Here is a 25,933-nt window from a genome sequence, read left to right on the forward strand (position 1 = left end):
GCGGTACGTGGAAGACTGCCGAGCATGAATACCTCGCCGGGCATCGTCGTCGTCGGGTCCATCAACGCGGACCTCGTGATCGCCCTCGGACGGCACCCGCAGCCGGGTGAGACCGTGCTGGGCAGATCGATGACGGTCCTGCCCGGCGGCAAGGGTGCCAACCAGGCCGTCGCGGCGGCACTGCTCGGCGCCGGCGTGGCCATGATCGGTGGCGTCGGGGCTGACACCCACGCGGACGTCGCCCTCTCGGCTCTGACGGCCGCCGGCGTCGACCTGCAGGCCGTTCGGCGGACAGATGGCGCTACCGGTGTCGCCGTCGTCCAGGTAGCCGACGACGGCGAGAACACCATCGTGGTGCTCCCCGGCGCGAACGCCCAGGTCACCCCTGAGGTCGTCCTCGACTCGGCAGGTGCCATCCGCGGTGCTGCCGTCGTCGTCGTCCAGGGCGAGTTGCCCGCAGACGCGACCGAGGCCGCGGTGCGCTCGGCGTCCGGTCGCGTGATCATCAACCTGGCACCGGTGATACCTCTCGACCGGACGGTCCTCCTGCGCGCGGACCCCCTGGTCGTGAACGAACACGAAGGAGCCCTGGTTCTGGGCCAGCTCGGGGGCGGTCCGGTGTCGGAGCACGAGGACATCATCGGGGCCCTCCTGGCTTGCGGAGTGAAGTCCGTGGTGATGACGCTCGGAGGGGCCGGTGCGCTGGTGTCCGACGGTGGGCCGGTCGGACATGTGCCCGCACCCCGCGTTCCCACCGTCGACACGACCGGAGCCGGTGACGCCTTCGTCGGTGCCCTGGCCGCGCGACTCGCGGATGGACAGCCCCTCGACGATGCCGTCCGGTTCGCCGTGAGGGTCGGCTCCTACGCCGTGCAGCGCCCTGGTGCACAGCCTTCCTACCCGGCGCTCGGGACCACGCTTCCCGACCTGCCGGCGTAACCATTAGGCCACGAGATGACGCCTCGACTGCCCCCGCGTTCCATTGGCCGGAGCAATTACCTAGGCTGTAGCAGTGATCTTCAAAGCAGTGAGTGACGGCCGGCCGTACCCGGACCATGGACACGTGACCCCCAAGGACTGGGCGGAAGTGCCTCCCCGGCAGGTGCGGCTCGACGAACTGGTGACCACCAAGACCACGCTCGACCTCGAAGCACTGCTGGCCGAGGACTCGACGTTCTTCGGCGATCTCTTCCCCCACGTGGTGCAGTGGAACGACGTGATGTACCTCGAGGACGGCCTGCACCGCGCCGTACGGACCGCGCTGCACCAGCGAACCATCCTGCACGCGAGAGTCCTCGTGCTCAATGAGTGAGGAGGAATCCTCGCGCCGTCAGCGGGCGGAGGCGAAGCGTGATCCGACCGAGTGGCACGGCCACCGCATCGTCACCGAGACGGACCTCGGCGCGGTGTTCGAGGAGGACGACGCCGCACGCCGGCACCGTGCGTCGATGCGCAGGGTGCGGCACGGCGTCGTCCTTGTGCTGCTGATCGGGCTCCTGGCCGCGGCCGCCTACGTGGCGTTGGGAATCGCGCGGGGCGAGATCAGCGTCGGCGCCTCCGAGCCGACCCCCACCCCGACCTCCACCTGCCCTGCCGGCCCCTTCGACTACCAGGACCCGAGCGCGATCACGGTCAATGTCTACAACGGCACGACCATCGACGGGCTCGCGGGAACGGCAGCCGCCCAGTTGAGGGAACGCGCCTTCGCGGTCAGCGAGATCGGGAACAGGGAGGGCGGTCCCACGGGGGCCACCGCGTTCATCATCTCGGGGCAGGCCGGACGGGCCAATGCCTTCACGGTGCAGCGCACCATTCCCGACTCCCTGTACGTCGCCGACGAACGCGAGGACCGGACCGTCGACGTCGTGCTCGGTTCCACCTACGCGGGCATTATCCCGCCCGAGGGCCTCGACATCACGCCGGCCGGGCTGGCGTGCGCCCTGGAGGAAGGCGCGACACCGGCCGCCGCTCCCTGACGGGTCCGGGCAGCGGGGGCGGAACTCAGGCGCGGTTCCTGAGCGCGCGACGGCGGACGACCAGGGGATAGACGACCCAGAGCAGGACGACCACCAGCAGCAGTGCGCCCGCGACGACCAGGCCCGCCGCCCGGTTCACCACGAGGTCGAAGATGAGCCAGGCCGTGCCGGCGAGCACCAACCCCACGAGGGCCGTCGTCGCCCGGATGATCGCGGCGGTGTGCTGCACGAGGGTCGCCTTTACGCGCAGGCCGAACAGCACTCGGTGCATGTTGACCGAGGACAGCACCAGGGTCGTGATCAGCGCCGAGAGGCAGACCAGGCACAGGTACACGGTCACCTGCACCTCGTCCAGTTCGTCGAACCGGCTCTGGAACGGCAGGGTCAGCAGGAACCCGGTCAGGATCTGGATACCGGTCTGCATCACGCGCAGCTCCTGGAGGAGCTCCTGCCAGTTGCGATCGAGGCGCTGGTTGCGGCTCTCGCCGCGACCGTCGTCGTCGATGTCCTGAGGGAGGAGACCCGCGCCGACCGGGCCCGTGCGGCCTGTGCCGACAGGGCGTTCGCCGACGGGGTTCGTCGGGGACGCGGCGCCGTCGCTGGTCGGAGTTGTTCCGGTGCTCATCGTGGACCTGGCCCGTCCGTCAGCTCGACGACCGGGCGCCTCCCTGCCAGACGGCGTCGAAGGGAGCGCTCGAGGCCACCCGGTTCCGGATCCCCTCGGTGACGAACTGCTTCGCGGTGCGGGCGGCGTCCAGCGGGGACGCACCCTTGGCGAGCTCCGCGGCGATCGCGGCCGCGAGTGTGCAGCCTGCGCCGCTGACGGCGACGTCGCCGACCTTGGGCGCTGAGAGTACCTCGAGCGTGTCGCCGTCGAAGTAGACGTCCACCGCGTCCGGGCCCTCGATGCGCACGCCACCCTTGGCCAGGACGACGGCGCCGCTCTGCCGGTAGATGATGCGCGCCGCTTCCTTGAGGTCCTCCAGGGACTCGATGGTCGTCCCGGAGAGTGATTCCGCCTCGAAGTGGTTCGGGGTCACGAAGGTGGCCAGGGGAAGGATGTTCGCCTTGAGTGCCTGGTCCGTGTCCAGCGCGGCCCCGGGCTCCTGCCCCTTGCAGATAAGGACCGGATCGAGGACGACGTTGTCCCACTCCTGCGCCTTCAGCGCAGTGGCGACCGTGTCGATGGTGGCGGGGGTGCCGAGCATCCCCAGCTTGACGGTCCGGAGCGGGTAGCAGGACTGGATCGCCTCGAGCTGGTCGGCGATGACCTGCTGGTCCACGGGGACGAAGCGGTGCTGCCACTGGTTCTTCGGATCGAAGGAGACGATGCAGGTCAGGGCCACGATGCCGTAGACGCCGAGTTCCTGGAACGTCTTGAGATCGGCCTGGGCTCCTGCTCCACCGGTGGCCTCGGAGCCGGCGATGGTCAGGGTGACGGCGGGGGAGGTAGGGGTCTGGATGTCGGACATCTCCCTAGTGTGCCCGAAGCGGCTCCCGAGCGCCTGCACCGCCGGGGGCGAGGATGTCGTCGAGCGCCGGGCCCAGCGTGGGGTAGGTGAAGGTGAATCCGGCGTCGACCAGCTTGCTCGGCGACACCCAGCGGCTCTTCAGGACCAGTTCGGCCTCTGTGCGGATGACCAGTCCGCCGAGGTCGAGGAGCCAGGCGGGAGTGGGAAGCCCGGCCGGCACGGAAAGGCGCTGCCGTATCGCCGCCATGAGTTCTGCGTTCGTCACCACCCCTGGGGCAGCGACGTTGACGGGTCCGCTGAGCGACGGGGCCTGCGCGACGAGTACGATCGCGCGGAACAGGTCGTCCAGGTGGACCCAGCTGAATTTCTGCGTGCCCGCGCCCATTCGGCCACCGAGTCCGATCCGGGCCAGGTTCACCAGGGGCCTCATCACGCTGCCGCCGCCCAGCACGATCGAGATGCGCAACGCCACCCTGCGTACGTCCGGGACATCGGCATCGGCGAGCGCCTGCTCCCACGCCCGCGCCACGGAGACCGAGAAGCCGGTGCCCAGTTCGCCGTCGTCCTCCGTCTGGGGCCTGTCCATCGCATGACGATAGATGGTGCCGGTGCTGGAGTTGATCCACACCGGCGGAGGCGCGCCGCCACCCGCCCGGCACAGTGCGAGGGCGCGGCCGAGCTCCTCCGTCGTGCCGACGCGGGAGGAGAAGATGGCGTCGGCGTTTCGCTTGTTGTAGCGGCAGTTCACGCTACGGCCGGCAAGGTTGACGAGGAGGTCCGCGCCGTCGAGGACCTCGGCGATGGCGGCCGTATCGCCCCAGACCGCGGAACCCGAGCGCCCGATCGTCCTCACCTGCACCCCGGCTTCCGTGAACCGGCGGACGAGGTGGGAGCCGATGAACCCGGACGCTCCGGCGATGGAGACCCTGGTGATGTTCATTGCACGCGGACCAGCTTCCAGACACTGGCGCGGGCGAGGGCACCCGCACCTCCGATGATGAGGGCGGTGGGCACACTGTCCCGCAGGACGGTGGAGGGGGACAGCAGGGTGGTGATGAGGAACGCAGCCACGGTGAATGCCAGGAAGAAGACCACGACATGGATCCACTGGCGACGCACCGGGCGCAGCAGGAGCCCCAGCACTATCCCGAGCGGCAGCCCCGTGACCAGCCCGACGCCGAGGCCGTACCACAGGGCCAGGAGGAAGACCGCGGGCGCCTGGATCCCCCACGTCGAGGCGAACGCGAGGGCGAGGACGGTGAGTCCCACGAGGAAGCCGACGACGACCGCGCCGGGACCGAACGTCACGTGATGACGGGCCGTCCGTCGGCCGACCTCGTCCGGTGTCTCGTCGTCCGGCGTCCCGCTCGCCGCGCTCACTGCCGCCTCATTGCCGTGTCCCGTGTATCAGCTGCACGATGTCCTCGACGATCTTCCTGACGACGGGAAGGCGGGAGAGGATGACGAGCCTGGAGATCAGTGGTGCAGCCCGATCGATGAGGCGCCGGGTGCGCTCCTGGTGAGGCGAGGAGTCATACACCCAGAAGAGGGTGACGGCCATGTAGGCGTACCAGAGGAGTTCCGGGAGATCGTCACGGATGGCGAGGGGCGGCTGCGGCCTCGACAGGCCGACGGCCTGCCGGAACAGCGAGATGGCTCTCGCGCGAGCCACGGCCGACTCGCTGCCGAAGGGGCTTGTGGTCGCCGACGGCCTGATGGCGATACTGATGAAGTTCGAGCCGAAGTCGTGGTACGGCCCCATGACGTCGATGCCGGTGTTCAGGACCACCTTCAGGAGCTCGCCGAGGTTCTGTCCTTCGCGCAGAAGCGGCAGGGCACGGCTCCGGTGCTCCTCCTGCAGGCTCCGGTAGAGCTCGTGGACGAGGTCGTCCTTCGAGGCGAAGTAGTAGTAGGCGCTCCCGGTGGAGACGTTGGCGGCCGTCGCGATGGCCCGCATCGTGGTCTTCTCGTAGCCGATCTCGCGGAACAACCGCAGCGCGGTCGAGACCAGCAACTCACGGGTCGCTTCGCTCTTCGCGGTCGGCGTCGGCATCGGGCTCCTTTTCGAACGTGTTCAGTTGGAAGTGTAACCCGGATTTGAACGCGTTCAACACGGTGCTCTGCGGCCACTACGCGTAGTACCGTCCCAGCACCTCGGCCTTGAGGTCGTAGAAGGTGCCGTCCTCGATGGCCGCGCGCGCATCGTCCACCATGCGCACCACGAATCGCTCGTTGTGGATCGAGATCAGTGTCGCCGACACCATCTCCTTGGCCTTGAACAGGTGGTGGATGTAGGCGCGGGTGTAGTGCGTGCAGGTATAGCAGTCGCAACCCTCCATGAGCGGCGTGAAGTCCCTCCTGAAGCGCGAGTTCGAGAGGTTCCACCGACCGTCCGGCGTGTAGAACGCCGAGTTGCGCGCCACGCGCGTGGGGGAGACGCAGTCGAAGGTGTCCGCACCGTTCTCGATGCCCGTGAAGAGGTCGTCCGGCTCCGAGATGCCGAGCAGGTGGCGGGGCTTGTCCTCGGGCAGCTCATCGCTGCACCAGCCGAGGATCGTGCCCAGGTTCTCCTTCTCCAGGGCGCCGCCGATGCCGAAGCCGTCGAAGTTCAGGGCGCCGAGGTCCGACGACGCCTTCCGCCGGAGGTCCTCGTACTGCGCACCCTGAATCACGCCGAACAGGGCCTGGTAGGGGCGGTGGCTGCGCTCGGCTGTCAGGCGTTCATGCTCCGCGATGCACCGCAGCGCCCACAGCCGCGTCCGTTCGAGGGACTCCTCCTGGTACCCGCGCGAATTCATGAGCGTGGTCAGCTCGTCGAACGCGAACATGATGTCCGCACCCAGCCGGTGCTGGACCTGCATCGAGATCTCCGGGGTGAACCGATGCCGGTCCCCGTTGAGGTGGGACTTGAACCACACGCCGTCGTCGTCGATGTGTGCCAGGCGCTCCTTGCCGGCGGCGATGCGATCATCCGCCCCCGCCGCGCCCGCGTCGACGGGTACGTCCATGGTGATGACCTTCTTGAAGCCCGAGCCGAGGCTCATGACCTGGAAGCCGCCCGAGTCCGTGAAAGTGGGGCCCGGCCAGTTCATGAAGGCGCCGAGCCCGCCGGCCTCGTCGAGGATGTCGGCACCGGGTTGGAGGTACAGGTGGTAGGCGTTCGCGAGGAGTGCCTGGGCCCCGAGCTCGGCCATCGCGCCGGGAAGGACGGCCTTCACGGACGCCTTGGTGCCGACGGGAATGAAGGCCGGCGTGCGGATCTCGCCGTGCGGGGTCGTGATCGTTCCGGTGCGCCCGTGCCGGCGGCCACCCGTCCCGGCCTCCGGCGTCGTGTCCTCGAGACGATGGTGGACGGAGAAGGAGAACGAGGACTGCTGGGACTGTGGGTGCACCACCCTATTTTGCCAGTCCGCCGCCGGTCGGCCGGACGTCGGCGGACGCCCCAGGGCTACGACGTAGCGAGCTGCGCAGTGAGCGCGCCGATCGCGGCGAGTTCAGCGGCGATCCGGCGTTCCAGGACCTCGCGGCTGAGGGTCTCCGATCCGCCGTGTGCACGCAGGTGCAGCAGCACCCCGATGCGGAGGATCCGGTAGTCCCGCTCGACGTCGGCCTTTCCTGCAGTCGAGGCGCGCAGGATCTCCGGATCGTAGACGTTGGGCTCGTTGAGCTGTCGCTGCCGGAAGGCGGCGGCGGTCTTCGCCCGCAGCGGATCGCTCTCGACGTCGTCTGCCGCCCGGATCGCCGCGGAGTACCTCGCCGAGCGTTGTTCATCGTGCCGCGTGAGGTAGGCGGCGACGGCCAGGCCGCCCTCGATCCACTTCCAGCGGCCGAAATTCCCGTCGAACGGAAGATCCGCGAGCAGGTCTGCAACGCTCAGGGCCGATGCCGTGTCGCCCTCGTCGATGAATAGTGCGAGGGCGAGTTGGTGGAGGTCCTGAAGATTACTGCCGGCCTTGAGGTTGATGCCCCGGGCAAGGCGCCCGGCGATACTCTGGATGGCTGCGCTGTTGGGATGTGCCTGCGCGATCCGGGCTACGAGCGCCTCCGGCGACCCGTGGTCCGCAGCGATGGCGGGTGTGCCCCTCTCTGCGTCCGCAGCTTCGAGGTAGGCGATCGAACCGGTCGCCAACGAGACCCGACGCCCTCCAGCGACCGTGGCAATGACGAGTGCAGGTACCCCGAAATCGTCATTCTCGACGGCGACCGCCGTGACTTCCGCGGCGTCTTCGCTCCCGGGAAGCGCCAGGACGTCGCCCACCGCGAGGATCTCCGCCGGGACCGTGCGTAGACCTGTCCTCTCCACCCTGTTCACCACCATGTGCTGCATGCCAACCTCTGCAAGGAGCCCCCTGGATGTCCGCCTACCCCAGCGCGCTCGTACCACCTACGGTAACGCCGGGGGGCACCCGTCCCCACGCCGACTAGCGGCCCCAGCCTGCGTGGGCGAGGGCCTGACGGAGAAGATCGGCCCGTCCACCCGAGAACTCGGCCTGGATGGAAGGGCTCAGCGCCTCCGAGGGAGTCAGCCAGGACAGTTCGAGGGCGTCCTGGCGCGGATCGCACTCGCCGGTCACCGGAATAATGTACGCGAGGGCCACGGCGTGCTGGCGGTCGTCCGTCAGACCGGTCTCGGAGGGGGACGGGAAGTACTCGGCGATCGTGAAGGGCAGAGGCGACGGCGCCAACTGCGGCAATGCCAGCGGGCCGAGATCCTTCTCCAGATGCCGCAGGAGCGCCGCACGGATGGTCTCCCGATACATGACGCGGCCGGAGACGAACGTCCGAACCATCTCGCCCTGCTCGTTCGCCTGCAGCAGCAACCCCACCTCGTTGACGTACCCGAGGGCATCGCACCGAACGGGAATCGCCTCGACGTAGACCATCGGAAGGCGGCGGCGGGCCTCGTACAGGTCATCTTCGGAGAGCCAGCCCGGATTGGGGTCAGGGGTGCGTACGTTCATACCCCCAGTTTTATAGCAGACCCCGCCATCGGAGCGGGCGGCGCGCTGCTCTTCGGCCCGTGGCTGAATCCGATCTGCCGCGGACGTGCGGTCCGGTCACTGCCCGGTCACTGCCCGGTCACTGCCCGGTCACTGCTCCCTGTACCCCTCGGCATCGTGCTGCCGCTCGGTGACGCAGATCTCTGCACCCCAGGGCGAGTGCACGCGGAGGGACCGGCTGGAACCCCCATCGCGGACTGCGGCTTCGACACCGGCGGCGGCCAGGCCGCCGACCAGTTCCCGCACGTCGCCGTCGTACTCGAAGGCCAGGACCACCGCGGGCCGCTCCGCCGCGCGCACCCCCACGAGGCCGCCGTTCTTCGCGCTGAAGTCATGCCGGGCACCCGCGGTCGCGCCGGTCCTCGGCCTGGCACCCATGTCCGCCAGCACGCAACCCACCGGTCCTACGTCCGGCGTGGACCAAAGGGCGAGAACGGCGAGAGGCGACGATGGAGCGCCCGTCGCGCGGGGACCGATGCCGGCGAGGAACGAGGTGCCGTCCGGCGCCGTGATCCGGGCGGCAAGGCCGTACTCCTCCTCGGAGAGCTCGACCGCGGTACCGGCCTCCGTGGTGCGCCGGGCGAACTCGCGGACATCGGACACGTCGAAGGCGAGAGCGGTGGCGCCCTCCTCGGGGGCGCCGGGCTCGCAACCGTGCACGGCAACCCTGCCGCTCCCGGCGTCGAAGACGGCGTACGCGCCGTTCGCGGCGGGGTCCTCCGCTCGGCGTAGTCCCAGCGCCTGCAGGAACCCGGCCGCCGCGACGGGGTCGGGCGTGTGGACGAGTGGGCGGACGCGGAGCATCGGTCCTCCTTCGAGTCGTCGCGGGAGGCCTGTTCCATGGACGCGGACAGACCGGGGGCCCCTCCAATCTAGTTCCCGCCGAGCCCGTGCGGCCCTAGGGTGGTGGCATGAAACCCGAACTCCCCGAACTCCTGCTGCCGGACGCGCTCGCCTGGCGCGGGTGGCTCGAGGAGAACCACGCGTCCTCGCCCGGGGTCTGGCTCATCCAGCACAAGAAGGGCGGGACGACGACACTGCTCACCTACGCGCAGGCGCTGGACGAGGCGCTGTGTTTCGGCTGGATCGACGGCCAGGCCAGGACGCGTGACGGCGAGAGCTACTTCCAGCGGTTCACGCCGCGAGGCCCGCGCAGCATCTGGTCCGTGCGCAACAGGACGTACATCGACAGGCTGCGCGCCGAGGGGCGCATGCGCGACGCCGGTGAGCGGGCAGTCGCGGCAGCACAGGCCGACGGCCGGTGGGAGCGCGCCTATGCGGGACCTGCCACAGCGGAAGTGCCACCCGAGCTGATGGCGGCGATCGAGGCGAACGAAGCCGCACTCGCCACGTTCGGCACCCTCTCGTCCCAGAATCGCTACGCCCTCATCTTCCGCCTGACCCAGCTCAGGACGGACGCGGCCAGGCAGCGGAACATCGAGAAGTTCGTCCAGATGCTCGCCAGGGGAGAGACCTTCTACCCGCAGGGCAGGAAGGCCGACTAGCGGCACGCCCGTTCGGCCTCGAGGATCATCCAGGCCTGAAGCTGGGACGAGAGGCTGACGGGACCGTCCTGCCGGGGCGGGAAGAGCGTCGCGCGGTCGACCTGCAGGCGCTGACTCCAGATCCGATCGGCCGTCCGTTCCAGCAGCGAGCGCGCGGTGGCTGCCACGTCGGCGCGAAGACCGGGGGCGACGGCGGCTACCGCGAGGTATCGCGCGAGGATGCCGGTGAAGAGGCCGCCGTCACCGGAGGACCCCATCGGCAGCACGCCGTCCCCGTCAGCCACTGTTCGGGATATGGCTTCCACCAGGTCCGCGGCGTGCTGCAGGTTCCTCGGTCCGCCGACGGCCACCAGGGCGCCGAGCACCGTGCCCTGGTTGTAGGTGTAGATGGCGCGCTCCACCGTTCCCTCCACACTGCCGTCCGCTCGCACGCCGTCGAGGTAGAGCCCGGTGCCGGTGTCGTGGAGGCGGTCGCGGAGCCAGTCGAGCAGCTCCTGCGCCCGCGCCGTCTCGCCGGCCCGTGCGAAGAAGATCGCCGCTGGGGCCGTGCTCGCGGTGTTCTTGTAGTCGCGACTGGTATTCCAGAAGACGCCACCACCGAGCTCCTGCGTGTGCGCCGAGCGGAGGGTGTCCCCGAGCAGCCGCTCCCGGTGCCGCGGCCGGCGTCGTTCCTCCACCTGGTCCAACCGCTGGAGCGCCAGGGCGAGCCATGCCATGTCGTCGTAGTAGGCGTTCCGCCAGCGACCGCCATTGCGCAGCCAGATGCCCCGGGCCAGCTTCCGGGCCTCTGCCATCGCGTCGCCCCGCGGGTCACGGAGGTGTTCGTCGATCAGGCAGTCGAGGTAGTGGGCCTGCCACCAGTAGTGCCAGTGGCTGCGCGAGTCCTGCGGCGCGGGAAAGGAGATCGCTCCGAGCCTCGTCCCCGGGATCCTCAGACTGCGTCGGGCGAACAGTCGCCGGACACTCCGGGCGGCTTCCGGGGCGGCGTCGTCGGGCATGGGCATATGACCACCCTAGTCACGCTCCGGGTCGGGCGGGTTGGGCAGGATGCGCAGTCGATCGCACTACGGGTGCGCAGTGAGCCATGTCACAGTACGCTGGGCGCGTGGACGGACCAACGGTGGTCCTCCAAGGGACGAAGGGCCGGTCATGGACATCAGGGGAGCGGTAGCCCTCGTCACGGGAGGTGCCTCCGGACTCGGTTTCGCCTCGGCGCGGCGGTTGTTCGACGACGGCGCTTCGGTGGTTCTCCTCGATCTCCCGCAGTCCGCCGGAGCTGACGCGGCAGCACGGCTCGACCCCGAGGGCGCGCGCGTCCGCTTCGTCGCTGCCGACGTCGCCAGCGCCGAGCAGGTCGAGGCAGCGGTTGCGGCGGCCTCGGAACTCGGTCCGCTGCGGATCGTCGTCAACTGCGCGGGCATCGCCACTCCGGGCAAGGTCCTCGGGCGCGAGGGCGTCCTGCCCCTCGAGCAGTTCGCCCGCGTCATCAACGTCAACCTGGTGGGGACCTTCAATGTCATCAGGCTCGCGGCCGAGGCCATGGCAGCGACGGACACAGTCCTCGGACTCGGGGGGTCCGAGGAGCGCGGAGTCATCATCACGACGGCGTCGGTCGCGGCGTTCGACGGACAGATCGGCCAGCCGGCCTACTCCGCCTCCAAGGGAGGTGTGGCAGCCATGACGCTGCCGATCGCCCGCGAACTGGCCCGGTCGCTGATCCGCGTGGTCACGATCGCCCCCGGCATCTTCGAGACACCCATGATGGCGGGACTTCCGCAGGAGGCTCAGGATTCCCTCGGCGCCCAGGTCCCGCACCCGTCCCGGCTCGGCAAACCCGTCGAATACGCAGCCCTGGTTGCCCACATCATCGAGAACCAGATGCTCAACGGCGAGACGATACGCCTCGACGGCGCCATCCGCATGGCGCCCAGGTAGCTCCAGGCCGGTCGAATCGAAAGGACGGCTCGATGGAGAGCCAATTGCCCACCGCCGACTTCCTCGGTTTCGAGTCCCTCCTGGCGAGCCATGAGCGGGATAAGTTGCAGGACGTCCGGGACTTCCTCGCCAAGGAGGTCGCGCCGCACGCCGTGAACTGGTGGAACCGGGCCGAGTTCCCCCACGCGATCCTGCCGAAGCTCGCCGCGCTGAACCTCAGCACCCCCGTGCAGCAGGGCTACAGCCACCTGTTCAGCGGACTCGTGATCGCCGAACTGACACGGGCTGACACTTCCATCGCCACGTTCTTCATGGTCCACCACGACCTGTTCGTCGAGGCCCTCCACACGTTCGGCAGCGAGGACCAGAAGGAACGCCTCCTGCAGGACGCCATGGAGCTGAAAATCACCGGGGCCTTCGCGCTCACCGAGCCCCAGCACGGGTCCGACGTCGCCGGCGGCATGGCGACGACGGCGACCCGCGATGGCGATGCGTGGATCCTCAACGGTGCGAAGCGGTGGATCGGCAACGGGACCTTCTGCGACCGAATGCTCCTCTGGGCCCGCGACACCGAGACCGGCGGTGTGCGGGGCTTCATCCTCGATGCCACCCTGCCCGGCGTCACGCGGACGGCGATCGGCAACAAGATCGCGCTCCGGACGGTGCAGAATGCCGACGTCACGCTCACGGACGTACGCATCTCCGAGTCGGATCGCTTCGCCGGGATCGAGTCCTTCGACGACACCCGGCAACTCCTGCTCGGCTCACGCATCCTCATCGGCTGGCAGGCGGTGGGCCAGCAACTGGCCGCGTTCGACGTCGCCCGGCAGTACGCCGTCGAGCGCCACCAGTTCGGCAGGCCCCTCGCCGGCTTCCAGCTCGTGCAGGACCAGCTCGTGACCATGATGGGCAATGCCACCGCGAGCCTCGGGGTGATGGCACGCGTCGCCCAATTGCAGGCGGAGGGCGCGTCGGACATGCCCCGGGCGGCGTTCGCCAAGTCCTTCACCACTGCACGCATGCGGGAGACGGTCGCCCTGGGAAGGGGCATCCTCGGGGGAAACGGGATCGTGACGGACCACGCGATGGCGAAGATCTTCGCGGATGCCGAAGCGGTCTACACCTACGAGGGTTCCTACGAGATCAACAGCCTCATCGTCGGCCGGGCGCTGACCGGGGTCTCCGCGTTCACCTGATCGGCCTGTATCCGTTCATATGACGGACCCGGTGAGGCGCACGCCACAGAACTGGGTAGTATCCCAACAGCAATCCGACGTATCCAGTGCCGCATACGCCCCGTTTTCCGTGCCCTGAAAGCAGGCTGTTGTGACAGTGCCCCTCGAAGTGTCCCCCGCGCACGCCGCCGACCGGTTCAGCGAGACCGCCGGCGACATCAGTTCCGACCTCCGCGCCGACGTCCGCCGCGTCAGCACCCTGCTCGGCGAATCGCTCGTGCGTCAGCACGGCCAGGACCTGCTCGACCTTGTGGAGCGCGTCCGCCTGCTGACCAAGCAGTCCAAGGAGTCCGGGAGCGTCACCGATGCGGGCGAGCGCGCTGCGCTCGCGGAGCAGGTCCGTGAGCTCCTCGCAGCGCTCCCTATCGACCAGGCGACCGAGCTCGTGCGCGCCTTCGCCGCCTACTTCCACCTCGCGAACGCCGCCGAGCAGGTGCACCGCGTGCGCGGCCTGCGCACCCGCTCCGAGGAGGACGGCTGGCTCGCACAGACGGTCACCCGCATCGCAGCCGACGCCGGGCCCGAGGCGCTCGCCGACGTCGTGCAGGAACTCGATGTGCGTCCGGTGTTCACGGCGCATCCCACCGAAGCCTCACGCCGGTCGGTGCTCGACAAGCTCCGCCGTCTCTCCGATGTCCTTGCCGAGTCGACGGCGGAGGGGTCGCAGCAGCGGCGCAGGCAGGACCGACGGCTGGCGGAGGTGATCGACCTGATCTGGCAGACGGACGAGCTGCGCCAGGTGCGGCCCACCCCGATCGACGAAGCCCGCAACGCGATCTACTACCTGGGCGACATCCTCACGACCTCCATGCCCGAGCTGCTCGAGGACCTCTCGGACCTGCTGGCCGAGCACGGCGTCTCCCTCCCGGCAACCGGGGCACCGCTCCGATTCGGCTCCTGGATCGGCGGTGACCGCGACGGCAACCCGAACGTCACCGCGGCCGTGACGCGGGAGATCCTGCAGATCCAGAACCAGCAGGCCGTGCGTATCGCCATCCACTTCATCGACCGGCTCATCTCGTCCTTGTCGTCGTCGACCGCGATCGTCGAAGCGTCCGCCGAGCTTACCGCTTCGATCCAGCGCGACCTCGCGAACCTCCCACGCCTCGACAAGCGTGTGCTCGAGCTGAACGCACAGGAACCGTACCGGCTCAAGCTGACCTGCGTGAAGGCGAAGCTGCTCAACACCGCGGCGCGCGTCCAGAACCAGACGGCGCACGAACCCGGACGCGACTACAACGACACGGCGCAGGTGCTGGCGGACCTCCAGCTGGTCGGGGACTCGCTTCGGCACCATGCGGCGGGCCTCGCCGCGGACGGCGCCCTCGCGACGGCGTCGCGGGTCATCTCGTCCTTCGGCCTGCACCTCGCGACACTCGACATCCGCGAGCACGCGGATATGCACCACGACGTCGTCGCGCAGCTCACGGACCGCCTCGGCGAGCTGGAGGTGCCCTACCTCGAACTCGATCGCGCGGGCCGCCTGCAGGCACTCTCCCGCGAGCTGGCGTCCCGGCGTCCGCTCGCGACGTCGAACCCGCCGCTCGACGACGGCGCCCGCCGGACCTTCGACGTCTTCCGGGAGATCTCGGCGGCACTGGAGACCTACGGCCCCGACGTGATCGAGACCTACATCGTGTCCATGACCCGTGGAGCGGACGACGTCCTCGCGCCCGTGGTCCTGGCTCGGGAGGCGGGCCTGGTCGATGTCGTGGGGAACGGATCGGGCGGACCGGATTCGGGTGCGTTCGCGAAGATCGGCTTCGCTCCGCTCCTCGAGACCGTCGACGAGCTCCGGGTCTCGGCCGAGATCGTCGACACCCTGCTGTCCGATCCGACCTACCGCGAGGTGGTGCGCCTCCGCGGTGACCTGCAGGAGGTCATGCTCGGCTACTCCGACTCGAACAAGGAATCGGGAGTCCTCACGAGCCTCTGGGAGATCCACAAGACCCAGCGGCGCCTGCGCGACGTCGCAGCCAAGCACGGCGTCCGCCTCCGCCTGTTCCATGGACGGGGTGGTTCCGTCGGCCGCGGTGGCGGCCCGACCTACGACGCGATCCTGGCACAGCCGAACGGCGTGCTCGAGGGCGAGATCAAGTTCACCGAGCAGGGCGAGGTCATCAGTGACAAGTACTCGCTGCCGGCACTGGCCCGCGAGAACCTCGAGCTGTCCCTGGCCGCCGTCATGCAGGGGTCCGCGCTGCACAGGACGCCCCGTACGTCCGACGACGAGCGCGGCCGCTGGGCCGAGGTCATGGAGACGGTGTCCGATGCCGCGTTCCTCCGCTACCGGTCGCTGATCGACCACGAGGACCTGCCCGCATACTTCCTCGCGTCGACCCCCGTGGAGCAGCTCGGGTCCCTGAACATCGGCTCGCGCCCGTCGAAGCGCCCCGACTCCGGCAGCGGCCTCGGCGGCCTGCGTGCCATCCCCTGGGTCTTCGGCTGGACGCAGTCGCGGCAGATCGTGCCGGGCTGGTTCGGCGTCGGGTCCGGGCTGCGTGCCGCGCGCGAGGCGGGGCACGAGGGGCTCCTCAGGGAGATGCTCGACCGTTGGCACTTCTTCCGCACCGTGGTCTCGAACGTGGAGATGACACTTGCCAAGACGGACCTCGAGATCGCGGCCCACTATGTCGAAGCCCTCGTGCCGGGCGAGCTCCAGCACCTCTTCGGCGTCATCCGCGAGGAGTACGAGCTGACCCTGGCCGAGATCCGGCTTCTCACGGGCGAGCACGAACTGCTCGACAACCAACCCGTGCTCAAGCGCTCCCTCGCGGTGCGCGACCAGTACCTCGACCCGATCTCCTACCTCCAGGTCGAGCTGCTGCGCCGTGTGCGGGCCGGGAACGACGGCGGCCAGCCCGACGGGCAGCTCCAGCGGGCCATGCTGATCACCATCAATGGAGTAGCCGCCGGGATGCGCAACACCGGTTGATCCGGAATACCGTCCGGCGGGTGCGGGTTGCCGCCTCTGGAAGCTGAACCGCCGGCCTCGGATCCGATCATCCGGGGCTGGCTCATCCTGAGGAGGAGCACCATGAAAGCAGCGTTCTACGAGCAGTACGGCGAGCCCGACGTCCTTCAGTACGGGGAGCAGCCGGATCCGAAGGTCGGCCCCGACTCCGTACTGGTGGACGTCCGTGCCGCCTCGGTCAACCCGGTCGACTGGAAGATCACCGCCGGCTATCTCGACGCGGTCCTCCCCACCCACTTCCCCGTCATCCCCGGGTGGGACGTCGCCGGCGTCGTCGCTCAGCCGGGTCCCTCGGTCACGGAATTCGAGGTCGGGGACGAGGTCATCGGCTACGTCCGGATGGACACGGTCGGTCTGGGGACCTTCGCCGAGAGGGTAGCCGCGCCGGTACGGGCCCTCGCGCGCAAGCCGAGGAACGTCTCCTGGGCGGAAGCCGCCACGATGCCGCTCGCCGGATTGACGGCCTACCAGTCACTCCGAGCGGTCGACGCGACCGAGGGCGACACCGTACTCGTGCACAACGGGGCCGGTGGTGTGGGCACGTACGCCATCCAGATCGCGAAGGTGTGGGGAGCCCGCGTGCTGGCCACGGCGTCCGAAAAGAACCACGACTTCCTCCGCTCGCTGGGTGCCGAGCCCCTGACCTACGGGGAAGGCCTCGGCGAGCGCCTCGCGCACGCGGCGCCCGAGGGACTGGACGCCGTCGTCGATTTCGTAGGTGGTCAGGACTGGATCGATTCCCTCGCCCACCTGCAGAGTCCCGAGCGGATTGCCTCCGTCACGGACACGGCGGTCAAGGACAAGGGTGGTCGCTACATCTTCGTCCGGCCCAACCCGTCCGATCTGCTGGCGCTGACCGAACTCGTCGAGGCCGGACACGTGAGGCCCATCCTCGCCGAGAGCTTCCCGCTCGAGCGGGCGGCCGATGCCTTCCGCAGCAGCATCGACGGGCATGTGCGCGGCAAGATCGCCGTCACCGTGGGCGAGCAGGCCTAGTTCGTCGCGCTGCTGGGTCTGCGGCCTCAGTAGCGCGACGTCTCGTAGTCGTCATCGCCCAGCAGATCCAGGGGCTCCCGTCGGGCGTCCTCCTGCGCGCGGAGCCATCGCCGGTAGGCGTGGTCCACCCGGTGACGGCGGGACCCTGCCGTGATGAGCAGCAGGAAGATCGCCAGCCCGGCAACGAAGGCCACGTTCGCGGCGAACGGCTGACCGAGCACCCGCTCGACGGCGATCCACAGCAGGCCCCATGACGTCGCTGCGGCAACCGCGATGCGTCCCCGGTCCGTCGAGCAGATGATGGCGGCCGTGATCAGGATCGCGGCGATGCCGACGATCGCCCAGGTGCTGCCCTTCCAACCGAAGAGCTCGACGCCTTCAGCGGCGAGGAGGGCGGCTCCGTTGGCTGCCGCAGCCACGAGCACCCAGCCGAGATAGAGGCCGATCGGGGTGTCGACGAGCACGCCCTCGAGCCGGGTCTCGTTGGGATGGTCGTTGAGGGTGCGGACGGCCGCCAGAAGGACGAGGCAAAGGAGCAGGATGACCACCAGGCTCATGGTCAGGCGGTCGGCCTGGGCGGTCAGGATCCAGGCGAGGTTCAGGAGCATCGAGGCAGCGACCGTCCAGCCCAGGCGCCGCTGGCGTTCGCTCTCGCGCTGGGACGGGAGCCACTGGAACACCGTGAACGCCACGAGGCCGGCATAGATGACGCCCCAGATCGCGAACGCGGACGACGACGGTGCGAGCAGGGTCGCGTCCGGAGCGAAGATGCCGCCGGCGGCATCGCGGATGGATGGCCCACCGAATGCACCCACACCCGCCGCCGACCCGACGATGCACGCCACAGCAGACACCGTGACGACGGTCTGCCGCACGACGTCGGGGTTCCATGACCCGACGTGCGTTCCGACATGGTGAACCGTGGCGCGGCTGCCGCTGCTGAGGGCACTGCTGGTCGTGCCCGCCGCGGTCCTCGCTCTGGCGGCTGCACGGCGGAGGCGCTCGGCAGCGTCGCTGGCTCCGGCGCTGGTTCTGGCGCTGGCTTCGGTACTGGTTCCGCCGGTGGCTCCGCCGTTGGCTCCGGCGCTGGTGCCAGCGCTGGTGCCGTCGCTGATTCCGGCGTTGGTTCCGGCTCTGGTCCCGCCATTGGTTCCGCTGCCGGTCCCGCCACCATCGGCGCCCGTCGCCGTCCGCGCTACCGCTGCGGTCTGTGGCGGACGCTGCTCGTGATCGTCCGCCGTCTCTGCGGTCTCTGCGGCCCGGGGCTGTGCGGCCTTCAGTCGTTCGAGGGCGCTCGCGGTGCCGGCTGGAACCTCTGCCGCTGAAGCCGGCACTGTGATCGACGGTGGCCTGACCGGCTTGTCAGGAAGCCTCGGTCCCGGGTTCTTCGGGGTGCTCATGCGCTTTCTTGGCCTTCCGGTGTTTCTTCAGGGCGAGGATTGCCGCCGTAATGGCTCCCACCAGAGTACCGACCACCATTCCGAGGAGGGCACTGACCCCCGCCGGGAGGCCGGTGGAAGCACCGGCGACGAAGCCGAGTCCTACCAGCCACGCGGTCCACAGGACTCCGCCTGCCGCTGCTGCGAGCATGAACGGGCGAAGGGGCAGTTCCGCTATCCCTGCGGCGGCAACGCTCGCGGTCCGTCCGCCGGGAAGGAAACGGACGGCGACGACGGCCGCGTAGGTGGGCGACGAGCCGGCCTTCTCGATGGCACTGCGCAGCCCGCGGTGGATGGAGCGGCCCCACCGGAAGCGGTCGAGGAAGTGCGTGAGACGGCGCCGGAACAGCAGGAACAGGGCGACGTCACCGATCCAGCTACCGGCGAAGGCGGTGAGGACCGCAAGAGGAAGCAGGAGCACACCGTGGGCGGCCATCGTGCCGGAGCCGATCACGAAGAGTTCCGAGGGCACCACGGGCAGCACGACGTCGATGATGATGACGGCGAGCATGGCGAGGAGGTAAAGCGGTGCCGGGATGTCCGTGCCGAGCAGGTCCACGCTGCAAATCTACCGTCCATGCCCGGGCCGGGTACGGCTCCGGGTACCCCGGATCGAGTTCAGGCGAACTCTTTCAGCATGAGGCCCGAGGTGAAACACCGGTCCGAGCCGTCCAGCGGATCCGTGAACGAGATGCTGTGCGCGAGGAGTTGCAGTGGCCTCGCGTAGTCGTCCGGCGCCTGCGGATGCAGGATCGGGTAGAACGGATCGTTGATGATGCCGAGCCCGAGTGACGCCATGTGCAGCCGGAGCTGGTGTGTCTTGCCCGTGTGCGGCTGCAGGCGGTAGAGCCCTCGGTCGTCACGCTGGTCCAGCAGGCCGACGGTGGTGTGGGTGTTTGCCGGGCCCTCCACCTCCTGTGCGAGGAGGTAGGTTCGCGACTTCACGATCCTGCTGCGCACGTCCAGGGGTGCTGCGTCGAGTTCGAGATCGGGCCGCACGGGTGCCACCGCAAGGTATTCCTTGCTGATCCGTCGGTTCTCGAAGAGGAGCTGGTACGCGCCGCGGGTCTCCGGATCCACCGAGAACATCAGGATGCCGGCTGTCATTCGGTCCAGCCGATGCATGGGGATGAGGTCAGGAAGGTCGAGTTCCACCCTGAGACGCACTAGCGCGGACTCTGCGACGTACATACCGCCCGGGGTTGTGGGGAGGAAGTGCGGCTTATCGACGACCAGCAGGTGGTCGTCCTGATGGAGGATGTCCAGTTCGACCGGCAGGCGCTTCTCCACCGGCAGCTCGCGGTAGTACCAGACGAAGGTGTGCTCGCCCAGCGGTGTGGACCGCGACAGCACCTCACCGCCGAGTGCCACCACCTCGCCGCGGTCGAAGCGCTCGCCGATCCCTTCGGGGTCCACGTGGTCGAACCGGTCGAGGATGTACTCGAGCGCCGTGTTCCAGGGGCCTTCGGCGGGCAGCCGGAGCCGCGTGGCATTCACCCCGTTCCGGACGGGAAGAGGTGACTTCATCGCCATCAGTGCACCGCCCGTGCGTTTCCGTCCATCACGTCAGGGTAGCGCCGCTCCTGCCGGCGCCTGCAATCGCGGCTGGCAGTGCGGGCAGTAGTAGAGCTCGCGCAGCTCGGTCTCCTTGTCGCCGAGTTGCTCGAGGGCGACGGGAGTGCCGCAGCGCAGGCAGCCCCGCCGGTAGCGCCCGTACACCCAGAGGTTGTTTCCGCGGAGCTGCCCCGTGGTGGCCCGGGTACCTCGCGCCTTGTTCGCTTCGAGCAACTTCTTCGACAGTTCGACGATGCGGGGCAGGTTCACGACGTCGCCGACCGGGGTGAGCGGATGGACCCCCGCGAGGAAACACAGCTCGCACCGGTACACGTTGCCGATTCCGGCGAGGTTCCGCTGATCGAGCAGGGCGAGCCCGATGGGTCGGTCCGGCTGATCGAGCAGCCTGCGCAGCGCCTCGTCCGCATCCCAGTCGGGACCGAGGAGGTCCGGCCCGAGATACCCGACCGCCTCGTCCTCCTCGGCGCGCGGGATCACCCGGAGGAAGCCCAGTTCGAACCCCACGACGACGGCGTCCTCCGTCTCGAGGATGCACCGCGCCTTGAAAGCCGGCCTGCGCCACTTCTCCCCGTGCGCATAGACGTGCCAGAGACCCTCCATCTTGAGGTGCGAGTGGATGTCCCAGCCGTCCTCCCCGCCGCCGCGGATGAGCAGGTGCTTGCCGCGGGACACCGTCTCCTGCACGGTGTCGCCGGTGAAGTCGACCGTCGCGAAGCGAGGGACGCGGATGTCGCACCGCGTCAGCACCTTCCCCGCGAGGGCCCGGTGCAGCTCCCGGGCTGCCCGCCAGACCCTATCGCCCTCAGGCACGGATCCTCAGTCCCCTCGGTGTCGTGTAGAAGCCGGCGTCGGCGAGGGCCCGGCCGATGTCCGTGTCGAGGATCTCCCCGCCGTTGACCTTCTCGAGCGCCATCTTGTCCGTCGCGCCCCGGCGGATGATCGACACCAGGGCGAGGGAGGCTGCACGCAGCACCCCTGGGTCTTCGGTGAACGCCAGCAGCGTCTTGCCGCCCCGCTCCACGTACAGGGCGAGGGCCCCGTCCACCAGTACGACGAGGGCGCCGGCCTTCCGCCCTGCACGGTGCCCGCCCTCCGCCTGCGGCCAGCTGAGCGCGGCGCCGTAGGGGTTCGCCGGATCGGTCGCGGCCAGTGCGACGGCCTGCAGGGGTGGAGCCTCGCTCCCAAGCACGTCCTGCGCGGTGGGCAGCTGGTTGTCCGCGCTGAAGGAGCGCAGGCGGTCCACCGTCGCGGGCACGGCGAACTGGGCGGCGCCGAGGTGCTCGATGAAGTAGCCGCGTCTGCACCGGCCCATCTCCTCGAGCCGGGCGAGCACCTTGTACATCAGGCCGAAACCGCCGGGAATGCCCTCGTTGCCGACCGCGCCTCGGGTCACGACGCCGTAGCGGTCGAGCAGGAGCTCCGCCGTGGCGTGGGCGTGCAGGGTGGTCTCCGCCTCCACCTGCGGCAGCATGTTCCAGCGACCGGCGGCCAGCGGCGGGGTGGCGCGCTGGTACCCGCCGCCGTCGTCCGCTGCCACGCTCAGCCGCATCGATGCGCCGGTCAGGGACTTGCCCGGAGCCCGACCCAGCCGACCTGCGCGCAACGTCCTGGCCCTCGCCGGTACCGGCCGCTGCTTGTGTGCGGTCTTGCCGTTGGCGAGGAGCGAGCGCACGGGCGTGAAGGTGTCGTTGCTGATCCTGCCCGCCCAGACGAGATCCCACAGCGCGGACACGACGGCGGTGTCCGACGCTACTTCCTGTACGTCCAGCAGGTTGGTGAGCTGCCGGAGGAAGTACCCGCCGCCGCCGGCGAGCAGCTCGAGCAACGCGGTATGCAGTGCCGACGGCTCGAACGCCGGGTCGGGTCGCAGTGTCAGTGGTGCGTTCTCGGCGAGGTGGAGGGCGATCCAGCCGTCGTTGCCTGCGAGCGAGCCGGCGCCGGACCACAGGACCTCACCCGTCGCGGTGAGCTCGTCCAGCATGGCGGGGGTGTAGTTGGCGACGCGCTGGGCGAGGATCAGCGGCTCCCATGCCGACGCCGGGATCGGGACCCCGGAGAGCTGGTCGATCACGGTGATGACGCCGTCGAGCCCGCGTAGCCCCGAGCCGATGTGCTGCCATGCGGGGAGGAAGCGGCCGTAGGCCGCCGGGTCGACGGGTTCGACCTCCTGGCGGAGGGCGGCGAGCGAGCGACGGCGCAGTCGGCGGAGCACCTCGACGTCGCACCACTCACTGGACGCCGGCGCATGCACCGTGATGGTGCCAGGAGCAGCGCCGGAGTCCGCGGAGATGTCGAGGACGGGTACCGACTCGGCGGGCCGGAACTCACCCTCCACGACACGGCCGGCCCCGGCGAGACGCTGCAGGGATCCGGCGACGACGGCGACGCCGAGCCCGAGGTGCGATGCCGCCTCCGCGGCGGTGAAGGGACCGTGCGTGCGGGCGTAGCGCCCGATGAGGTCGCCGAGCGGATCGGCAACCGGCTCGATGAAGGCCAGCGGGATGCCCATGGGCAGGGGCACGCCGAGGGCATCCCGGAGCCGGGCGGCATCCTCGACGGCGGACACACGCTCGACGCCGGCGATGTTCACGACCAGCGCGCGGTTCGCCTTGACGAGCGCCGCCACGTGCTGCCGGACGACATCCACAGACGCCCTCGCGGCCGGGGAGACGGCAGGAGCTGCGGCACCCACATCCGGAGGGGATGGGGCAGCGAAGAGTTCGACGTCCGACACTGTCCGCTCTTCTGCCGCCGGTGTCGCCTCCACCGGAGCCTCGAGCCGCTGGGTGAGCTCCTCGACGGTCAGGGGACCGAGGAGCCTCAGCAGGTCGGCGACCCCCTCGAGCCCACGGGCAAGGCGATCCGGCTTCAGGCGCTGCAGCTCCAGTTCGGTGTCCGCGATGACCCGGGCGTCCAGCAGTTCCCGCAGTTCCGCCCGACCGAGCAGCTCGTTGAGCAGTGTCGGGTCCAGGGACAGGGCAGCAGCCCGGCGCTCGGCCAGCGGGGAGTCACCCTCGTAGAGGAAGGACGCGACGTAGCCGAACAGCATGGACCGTGCGAAGGGGGAGGGCTGTTGCGTCGTGACCTCGACGATGCGTAGTTCCCTGCGCTCGAGGGACGCGGCGAGGTCCTTCAGGGCGGGGAGGTCGTAGACGTCCTGGAGGCACTCGCGCACCGTCTCGAGGACGATCGGGAAGGTCGGATACTTCTTGGCGACGTCGAGCAGTTGCGCCGAGCGCTGCCGCTGCTGCCACAGTGGCGTGCGCTTGCTCGGGTTCTGCCGCGGCAGCAGCAGGGCTCGCGCAGCGCATTCCCGGAAGCGCGAGGCGAAAAGCGCCGATCCGCCGACCTCAGCCGTCACGATGCCGTCGAGCTCCTCGGCGTCGAACAGGAAGAGATCCGCCCCGGGTGGTTCGTCGTCCATGAGCGGAACCCGCAGCACGATGCCGTCGTCGGAGGCCATCGCCGATCCGTCCATACCGTACCGCTGCTCGAGCCGCGCGCCGACGGCGAGGGCCCAGGGCGCATGGATGGGCATGCCGAAAGGACTGTGCAGGACGACGCGCCAGTCACCGAGTTCGTCGTGGAAGCGCTCGACGACGAGCGTCCGGTCGTTGGGGACCACCTCGGTGGCCTCGCGCTGCTCGGTCAGGTAGGTGATGAGGTTGTTAGAGGCGAAGGCGTCGAGCCCGATCCTCCTGCAGCGCTCCTGTGCCTTGTCGGGCGTGGCCCCCGACATCTCCCGCACGAATGCGCCGAGGGCCCTGCCGAGTTCGACGGGCCTTCCGAGCGAGTCGCCCTTCCAGAACGGCAGCTTGCCGGGCTGTCCGAAAGCGGGGGAGACCAGCACGCGGTCGTGCGTGATCTCCTCGATGCGCCAGCTCGTTGCACCGAGGGCGAAGACATCTCCGACGCGCGACTCGTACACCATCTCCTCGTCGAGTTCACCCACGCGGCGTCCGCCTGCCCGCGGCCCCTCGCCCTCGGACCCGACGAGAAAGACCCCGAAGAGCCCGCGGTCCGGGATGGTGCCGCCGGAGGTCACTGCCAGTCGTTGCGCGCCCGGCCGGCCGGTGATGGTCCCCTCGACCCGGTCCCAGATGATGCGCGGCCGCAGTTCGGCGAACTCGTCCGACGGGTAGCGGCCCGCGAGGAGGTCGAGGGTCGCGTCGAACGCGGACCGCGGCAGGGTGGCGAACGGGGCAGAGGTGCGGACGACGTCGAACCATTCCTCGACGTCGATGGTGCCGAGCGCTGCGGCCGCGACGGTCTGCTGCGCGAGGATGTCGAGCGGATTCGTGGGGATGTAGAGGGGCTCGATCTGCCCTGCCAGCATGCGCTCCACCGTGACGGTGGTGTTGACGAGGTCCCCCCGGTGCTTCGGGAAGAGGACGCCCTGCGACACCTCGCCCACCTGGTGTCCGGCACGGCCCACGCGCTGCAGGCCGCTGGCGACGGAGTGCGGGGACTCGACCTGGACCACGAGATCCACCGCACCCATGTCGATGCCGAGCTCCAGGGAACTCGTGGCGACGACGCATCGCAGCCTCCCGGACTTGAGGTCGTCCTCGATGAGGGCTCGCTGGTCCTTGGACACGGAACCGTGGTGGGCACGCGCGAGGAGCGGCTCCGCACCGCTGCTCTGGCCGGCCTGCGCCATCATCTGGGCAGGCGTCGCTGTCGTGTGGGCGAACGACGGCGCAGGGGATGCAGGCGCGGGTTCGACGGCGGGAGCGCCTCCCGCGGCCCATACCGCGTCGCGTTCGAGCCGCTCGGCGTGGATCTCGTTGAGGCGGGCGGTCAGGCGTTCTGCGAGCCGCCGCGAATTCGCGAACACGATCGTCGAGCGGTTGAGCTCGATGAGGTCGACGATCTTCTCCTCGACGTGCGGCCAGATGCTCGCCTGCGGGACGGCGTCGCCGTCGTCGTCCGTGTTTGCTGCCGCACCGCCGAGCTCCGTCATGTCCTCCACGGGAACCGTGACCGTGAGGTCCCACTGCTTCTTCGACGGAGGGGCGACGATCTCGACCGGCGCGTTGCCCGAGAGGAAGCGTGCCACGGTTTCCTTGGGTTCGACCGTGGCGGAGAGTCCGATCCGCTGCACGGGCTTGTCGAGCAGGGCATCGAGGCGCGCCAACGAGACTGCGAGGTGCGCACCCCGCTTGGTTCCGGCGACGGCGTGGACCTCGTCGATGATGACGGTGTCCACCTCCATCAGCGTCTCCCGCGCCTTCGAGGTGAGCATGAGGAACAGCGACTCGGGCGTGGTGATCAGGATGTCGGGCGGCCGGGTGAGCATGGCGCGCCGCTCGGCCTGGGGCGTGTCACCCGAGCGGACACCCACGGTGATGCTCGGAGCGGGCAGACCGAGGCGCTTCGCGGTCTGGGTGATGCCGATCAGGGGCGCGCGCAGGTTCCGCTCGACATCCACGCCGAGTGCCTTGAGCGGCGAGATGTACAGCACGCGGGTGCTGCGTCTCGCCTTTCTCGCAGCGGGCTTGCGCCCGTTCGACCCTGCCGGGGATCCGACCTCGTCCGCATCACCGCTGCCCTCGCCCGACGCGATCAGCCGGTCCAGGGCCCACAGGAAAGCAGCGAGCGTCTTGCCGGACCCGGTGGGCGCGACGACGAGCGCGTTCGAGCCCGCGGAGATCGCCGACCACGCGCCCTCCTGGGCAGGAGTGGGCTCGGAGAAAGCACCCGCGAACCACTCATGGGTTGCGGGTGTGAACCTCGTCAGCACCTGCGTCATCCCTTCATCATGCCCCAGCCCACCGACACTCGATGGAGTGCCGCCGCACCGTGCTGTTGCCATGGGTGGAGGGC

Annotated in this window: 23 protein-coding genes; 8 read left to right on the plus strand and 15 right to left on the minus strand. The window is 69.4% G+C overall.

Translation table 11 applies throughout. The annotated features are described in order from the left end of the window. The first annotated feature begins 24 nt into the window (after positions 1-24). The 3 genes from CXQ96_RS08730 to CXQ96_RS08740 all read left to right on the plus strand — a co-directional run bounded on the left by CXQ96_RS08730 (position 25) and on the right by CXQ96_RS08740 (position 1,976). The gene (locus CXQ96_RS08730; protein WP_104117652.1) at positions 25-939 is read left to right on the plus strand and encodes a ribokinase; all 915 of its coding nucleotides are present in this window, start codon (positions 25-27) and stop codon (positions 937-939) included. A gap of 73 nt (positions 940-1,012) precedes the next feature. Beyond that, positions 1,013-1,312: a type II toxin-antitoxin system VapB family antitoxin gene (locus CXQ96_RS08735; RefSeq protein WP_104117653.1), complete on the plus strand. Its 300-nt coding sequence runs from the start codon at positions 1,013-1,015 to the stop codon at positions 1,310-1,312. After that, positions 1,305-1,976 carry a LytR C-terminal domain-containing protein gene (locus tag CXQ96_RS08740; RefSeq protein WP_104117654.1) on the plus strand — a complete coding sequence of 224 codons (672 nt, stop codon included), beginning with the start codon at positions 1,305-1,307 and terminating at the stop codon, positions 1,974-1,976. The genes CXQ96_RS08735 and CXQ96_RS08740 overlap by 8 nt, the downstream gene beginning before the upstream one ends. A gap of 25 nt (positions 1,977-2,001) precedes the next feature. Here the strand turns inward: CXQ96_RS08740 and CXQ96_RS08745 are convergent, their stop codons facing one another. From CXQ96_RS08745 to CXQ96_RS08785, 9 genes are all read right to left on the minus strand, one after another. Further along, the gene (locus CXQ96_RS08745; RefSeq protein ID WP_219816115.1) at positions 2,002-2,601 is read right to left on the minus strand and encodes a DUF6328 family protein; all 600 of its coding nucleotides are present in this window, start codon (positions 2,599-2,601) and stop codon (positions 2,002-2,004) included. A gap of 19 nt (positions 2,602-2,620) precedes the next feature. Beyond that, on the minus strand, positions 2,621-3,448 hold the full coding sequence (gene thiD, locus CXQ96_RS08750; RefSeq protein ID WP_104117655.1) for a bifunctional hydroxymethylpyrimidine kinase/phosphomethylpyrimidine kinase: 828 nt from the start codon (positions 3,446-3,448) through the stop codon (positions 2,621-2,623). Positions 3,449-3,452: 4 nt separating this feature from the next. Continuing rightward, positions 3,453-4,388, minus strand: coding sequence for a TIGR01777 family oxidoreductase (locus tag CXQ96_RS08755; RefSeq protein WP_104117656.1), 936 nt, complete (start codon positions 4,386-4,388; stop codon positions 3,453-3,455). Beyond that, on the minus strand, positions 4,385-4,828 hold the full coding sequence (locus CXQ96_RS08760; protein ID WP_104117657.1) for a hypothetical protein: 444 nt from the start codon (positions 4,826-4,828) through the stop codon (positions 4,385-4,387). Before CXQ96_RS08760 ends, CXQ96_RS08755 begins: the two co-directional genes overlap by 4 nt. 7 nt (positions 4,829-4,835) lie before the next feature. Then, positions 4,836-5,501, minus strand: coding sequence for a TetR/AcrR family transcriptional regulator (locus CXQ96_RS08765; RefSeq protein ID WP_104117658.1), 666 nt, complete (start codon positions 5,499-5,501; stop codon positions 4,836-4,838). Positions 5,502-5,577: 76 nt separating this feature from the next. Continuing rightward, positions 5,578-6,840: a tRNA guanosine(34) transglycosylase Tgt gene (gene tgt, locus CXQ96_RS08770; protein ID WP_104117759.1), complete on the minus strand. Its 1,263-nt coding sequence runs from the start codon at positions 6,838-6,840 to the stop codon at positions 5,578-5,580. A gap of 56 nt (positions 6,841-6,896) precedes the next feature. Beyond that, a complete protein-coding gene (locus CXQ96_RS08775) occupies positions 6,897-7,775 on the minus strand; it encodes a DUF6707 family protein (RefSeq protein WP_258058982.1) in 879 nt (292 codons plus the stop codon). Positions 7,776-7,869: 94 nt separating this feature from the next. After that, positions 7,870-8,409, minus strand: a complete 540-nt coding sequence (locus tag CXQ96_RS08780; RefSeq protein ID WP_104117659.1) for an NUDIX hydrolase family protein — start codon at positions 8,407-8,409, stop codon at positions 7,870-7,872. A 129-nt stretch (positions 8,410-8,538) separates the two neighbouring features. After that, complete coding sequence (locus CXQ96_RS08785) at positions 8,539-9,252, minus strand: VOC family protein (protein WP_104117660.1); 714 nt, start codon at positions 9,250-9,252, stop codon at positions 8,539-8,541. Between the two features lie 107 nt (positions 9,253-9,359). Between CXQ96_RS08785 and CXQ96_RS08790 the strand changes: the two genes are divergently transcribed. After that, complete coding sequence (locus tag CXQ96_RS08790) at positions 9,360-9,953, plus strand: YdeI family protein (RefSeq protein ID WP_104117661.1); 594 nt, start codon at positions 9,360-9,362, stop codon at positions 9,951-9,953. Here the strand turns inward: CXQ96_RS08790 and CXQ96_RS08795 are convergent. Next, positions 9,950-10,957 (minus strand): glycoside hydrolase family 76 protein, encoded by a 1,008-nt coding sequence (locus CXQ96_RS08795; RefSeq protein WP_104117662.1) that lies wholly within the window; start codon positions 10,955-10,957, stop codon positions 9,950-9,952. The two genes, CXQ96_RS08790 and CXQ96_RS08795, sit on opposite strands and share 4 nt — an antisense overlap. A gap of 145 nt (positions 10,958-11,102) precedes the next feature. Between CXQ96_RS08795 and CXQ96_RS08800 the strand changes: the two genes are divergently transcribed. From CXQ96_RS08800 to CXQ96_RS08815, 4 genes are all read left to right on the plus strand, one after another. Continuing rightward, positions 11,103-11,888 (plus strand): SDR family NAD(P)-dependent oxidoreductase, encoded by a 786-nt coding sequence (locus tag CXQ96_RS08800; RefSeq protein ID WP_104117663.1) that lies wholly within the window; start codon positions 11,103-11,105, stop codon positions 11,886-11,888. Between the two features lie 32 nt (positions 11,889-11,920). After that, the gene (locus tag CXQ96_RS08805; RefSeq protein ID WP_104117664.1) at positions 11,921-13,084 is read left to right on the plus strand and encodes an acyl-CoA dehydrogenase family protein; all 1,164 of its coding nucleotides are present in this window, start codon (positions 11,921-11,923) and stop codon (positions 13,082-13,084) included. A gap of 136 nt (positions 13,085-13,220) precedes the next feature. Next, positions 13,221-16,058: a phosphoenolpyruvate carboxylase gene (ppc, locus tag CXQ96_RS08810; RefSeq protein WP_258058996.1), complete on the plus strand. Its 2,838-nt coding sequence runs from the start codon at positions 13,221-13,223 to the stop codon at positions 16,056-16,058. Between the two features lie 102 nt (positions 16,059-16,160). Then, the gene (locus tag CXQ96_RS08815; RefSeq protein ID WP_104117762.1) at positions 16,161-17,093 is read left to right on the plus strand and encodes an NADP-dependent oxidoreductase; all 933 of its coding nucleotides are present in this window, start codon (positions 16,161-16,163) and stop codon (positions 17,091-17,093) included. Positions 17,094-17,119: 26 nt separating this feature from the next. Here the strand turns inward: CXQ96_RS08815 and CXQ96_RS08820 are convergent, their stop codons facing one another. The 5 genes from CXQ96_RS08820 to CXQ96_RS08840 are packed head-to-tail and all read right to left on the minus strand — an operon-like array spanning position 17,120 to position 25,859. Next, the gene (locus CXQ96_RS08820; protein WP_104117665.1) at positions 17,120-18,493 is read right to left on the minus strand and encodes a tryptophan-rich sensory protein; all 1,374 of its coding nucleotides are present in this window, start codon (positions 18,491-18,493) and stop codon (positions 17,120-17,122) included. Continuing rightward, positions 18,456-19,091, minus strand: a complete 636-nt coding sequence (locus CXQ96_RS08825; RefSeq protein WP_104117666.1) for a DedA family protein — start codon at positions 19,089-19,091, stop codon at positions 18,456-18,458. Before CXQ96_RS08825 ends, CXQ96_RS08820 begins: the two co-directional genes overlap by 38 nt. Positions 19,092-19,150: 59 nt before the next feature. Then, complete coding sequence (locus tag CXQ96_RS08830) at positions 19,151-20,059, minus strand: RluA family pseudouridine synthase (RefSeq protein ID WP_104117763.1); 909 nt, start codon at positions 20,057-20,059, stop codon at positions 19,151-19,153. A gap of 39 nt (positions 20,060-20,098) precedes the next feature. After that, the gene (locus CXQ96_RS08835; protein WP_104117667.1) at positions 20,099-20,917 is read right to left on the minus strand and encodes a DNA-formamidopyrimidine glycosylase family protein; all 819 of its coding nucleotides are present in this window, start codon (positions 20,915-20,917) and stop codon (positions 20,099-20,101) included. After that, on the minus strand, positions 20,910-25,859 hold the full coding sequence (locus CXQ96_RS08840) for a DEAD/DEAH box helicase (protein ID WP_104117668.1): 4,950 nt from the start codon (positions 25,857-25,859) through the stop codon (positions 20,910-20,912). Before CXQ96_RS08840 ends, CXQ96_RS08835 begins: the two co-directional genes overlap by 8 nt. Between the last annotated feature and the right edge of the window lie 74 nt (positions 25,860-25,933).

Origin of the sequence: Arthrobacter sp. B1805 (assembly GCF_002929745.1) — a bacterium.
GTDB lineage: Bacteria > Actinomycetota > Actinomycetes > Actinomycetales > Micrococcaceae > Arthrobacter_D.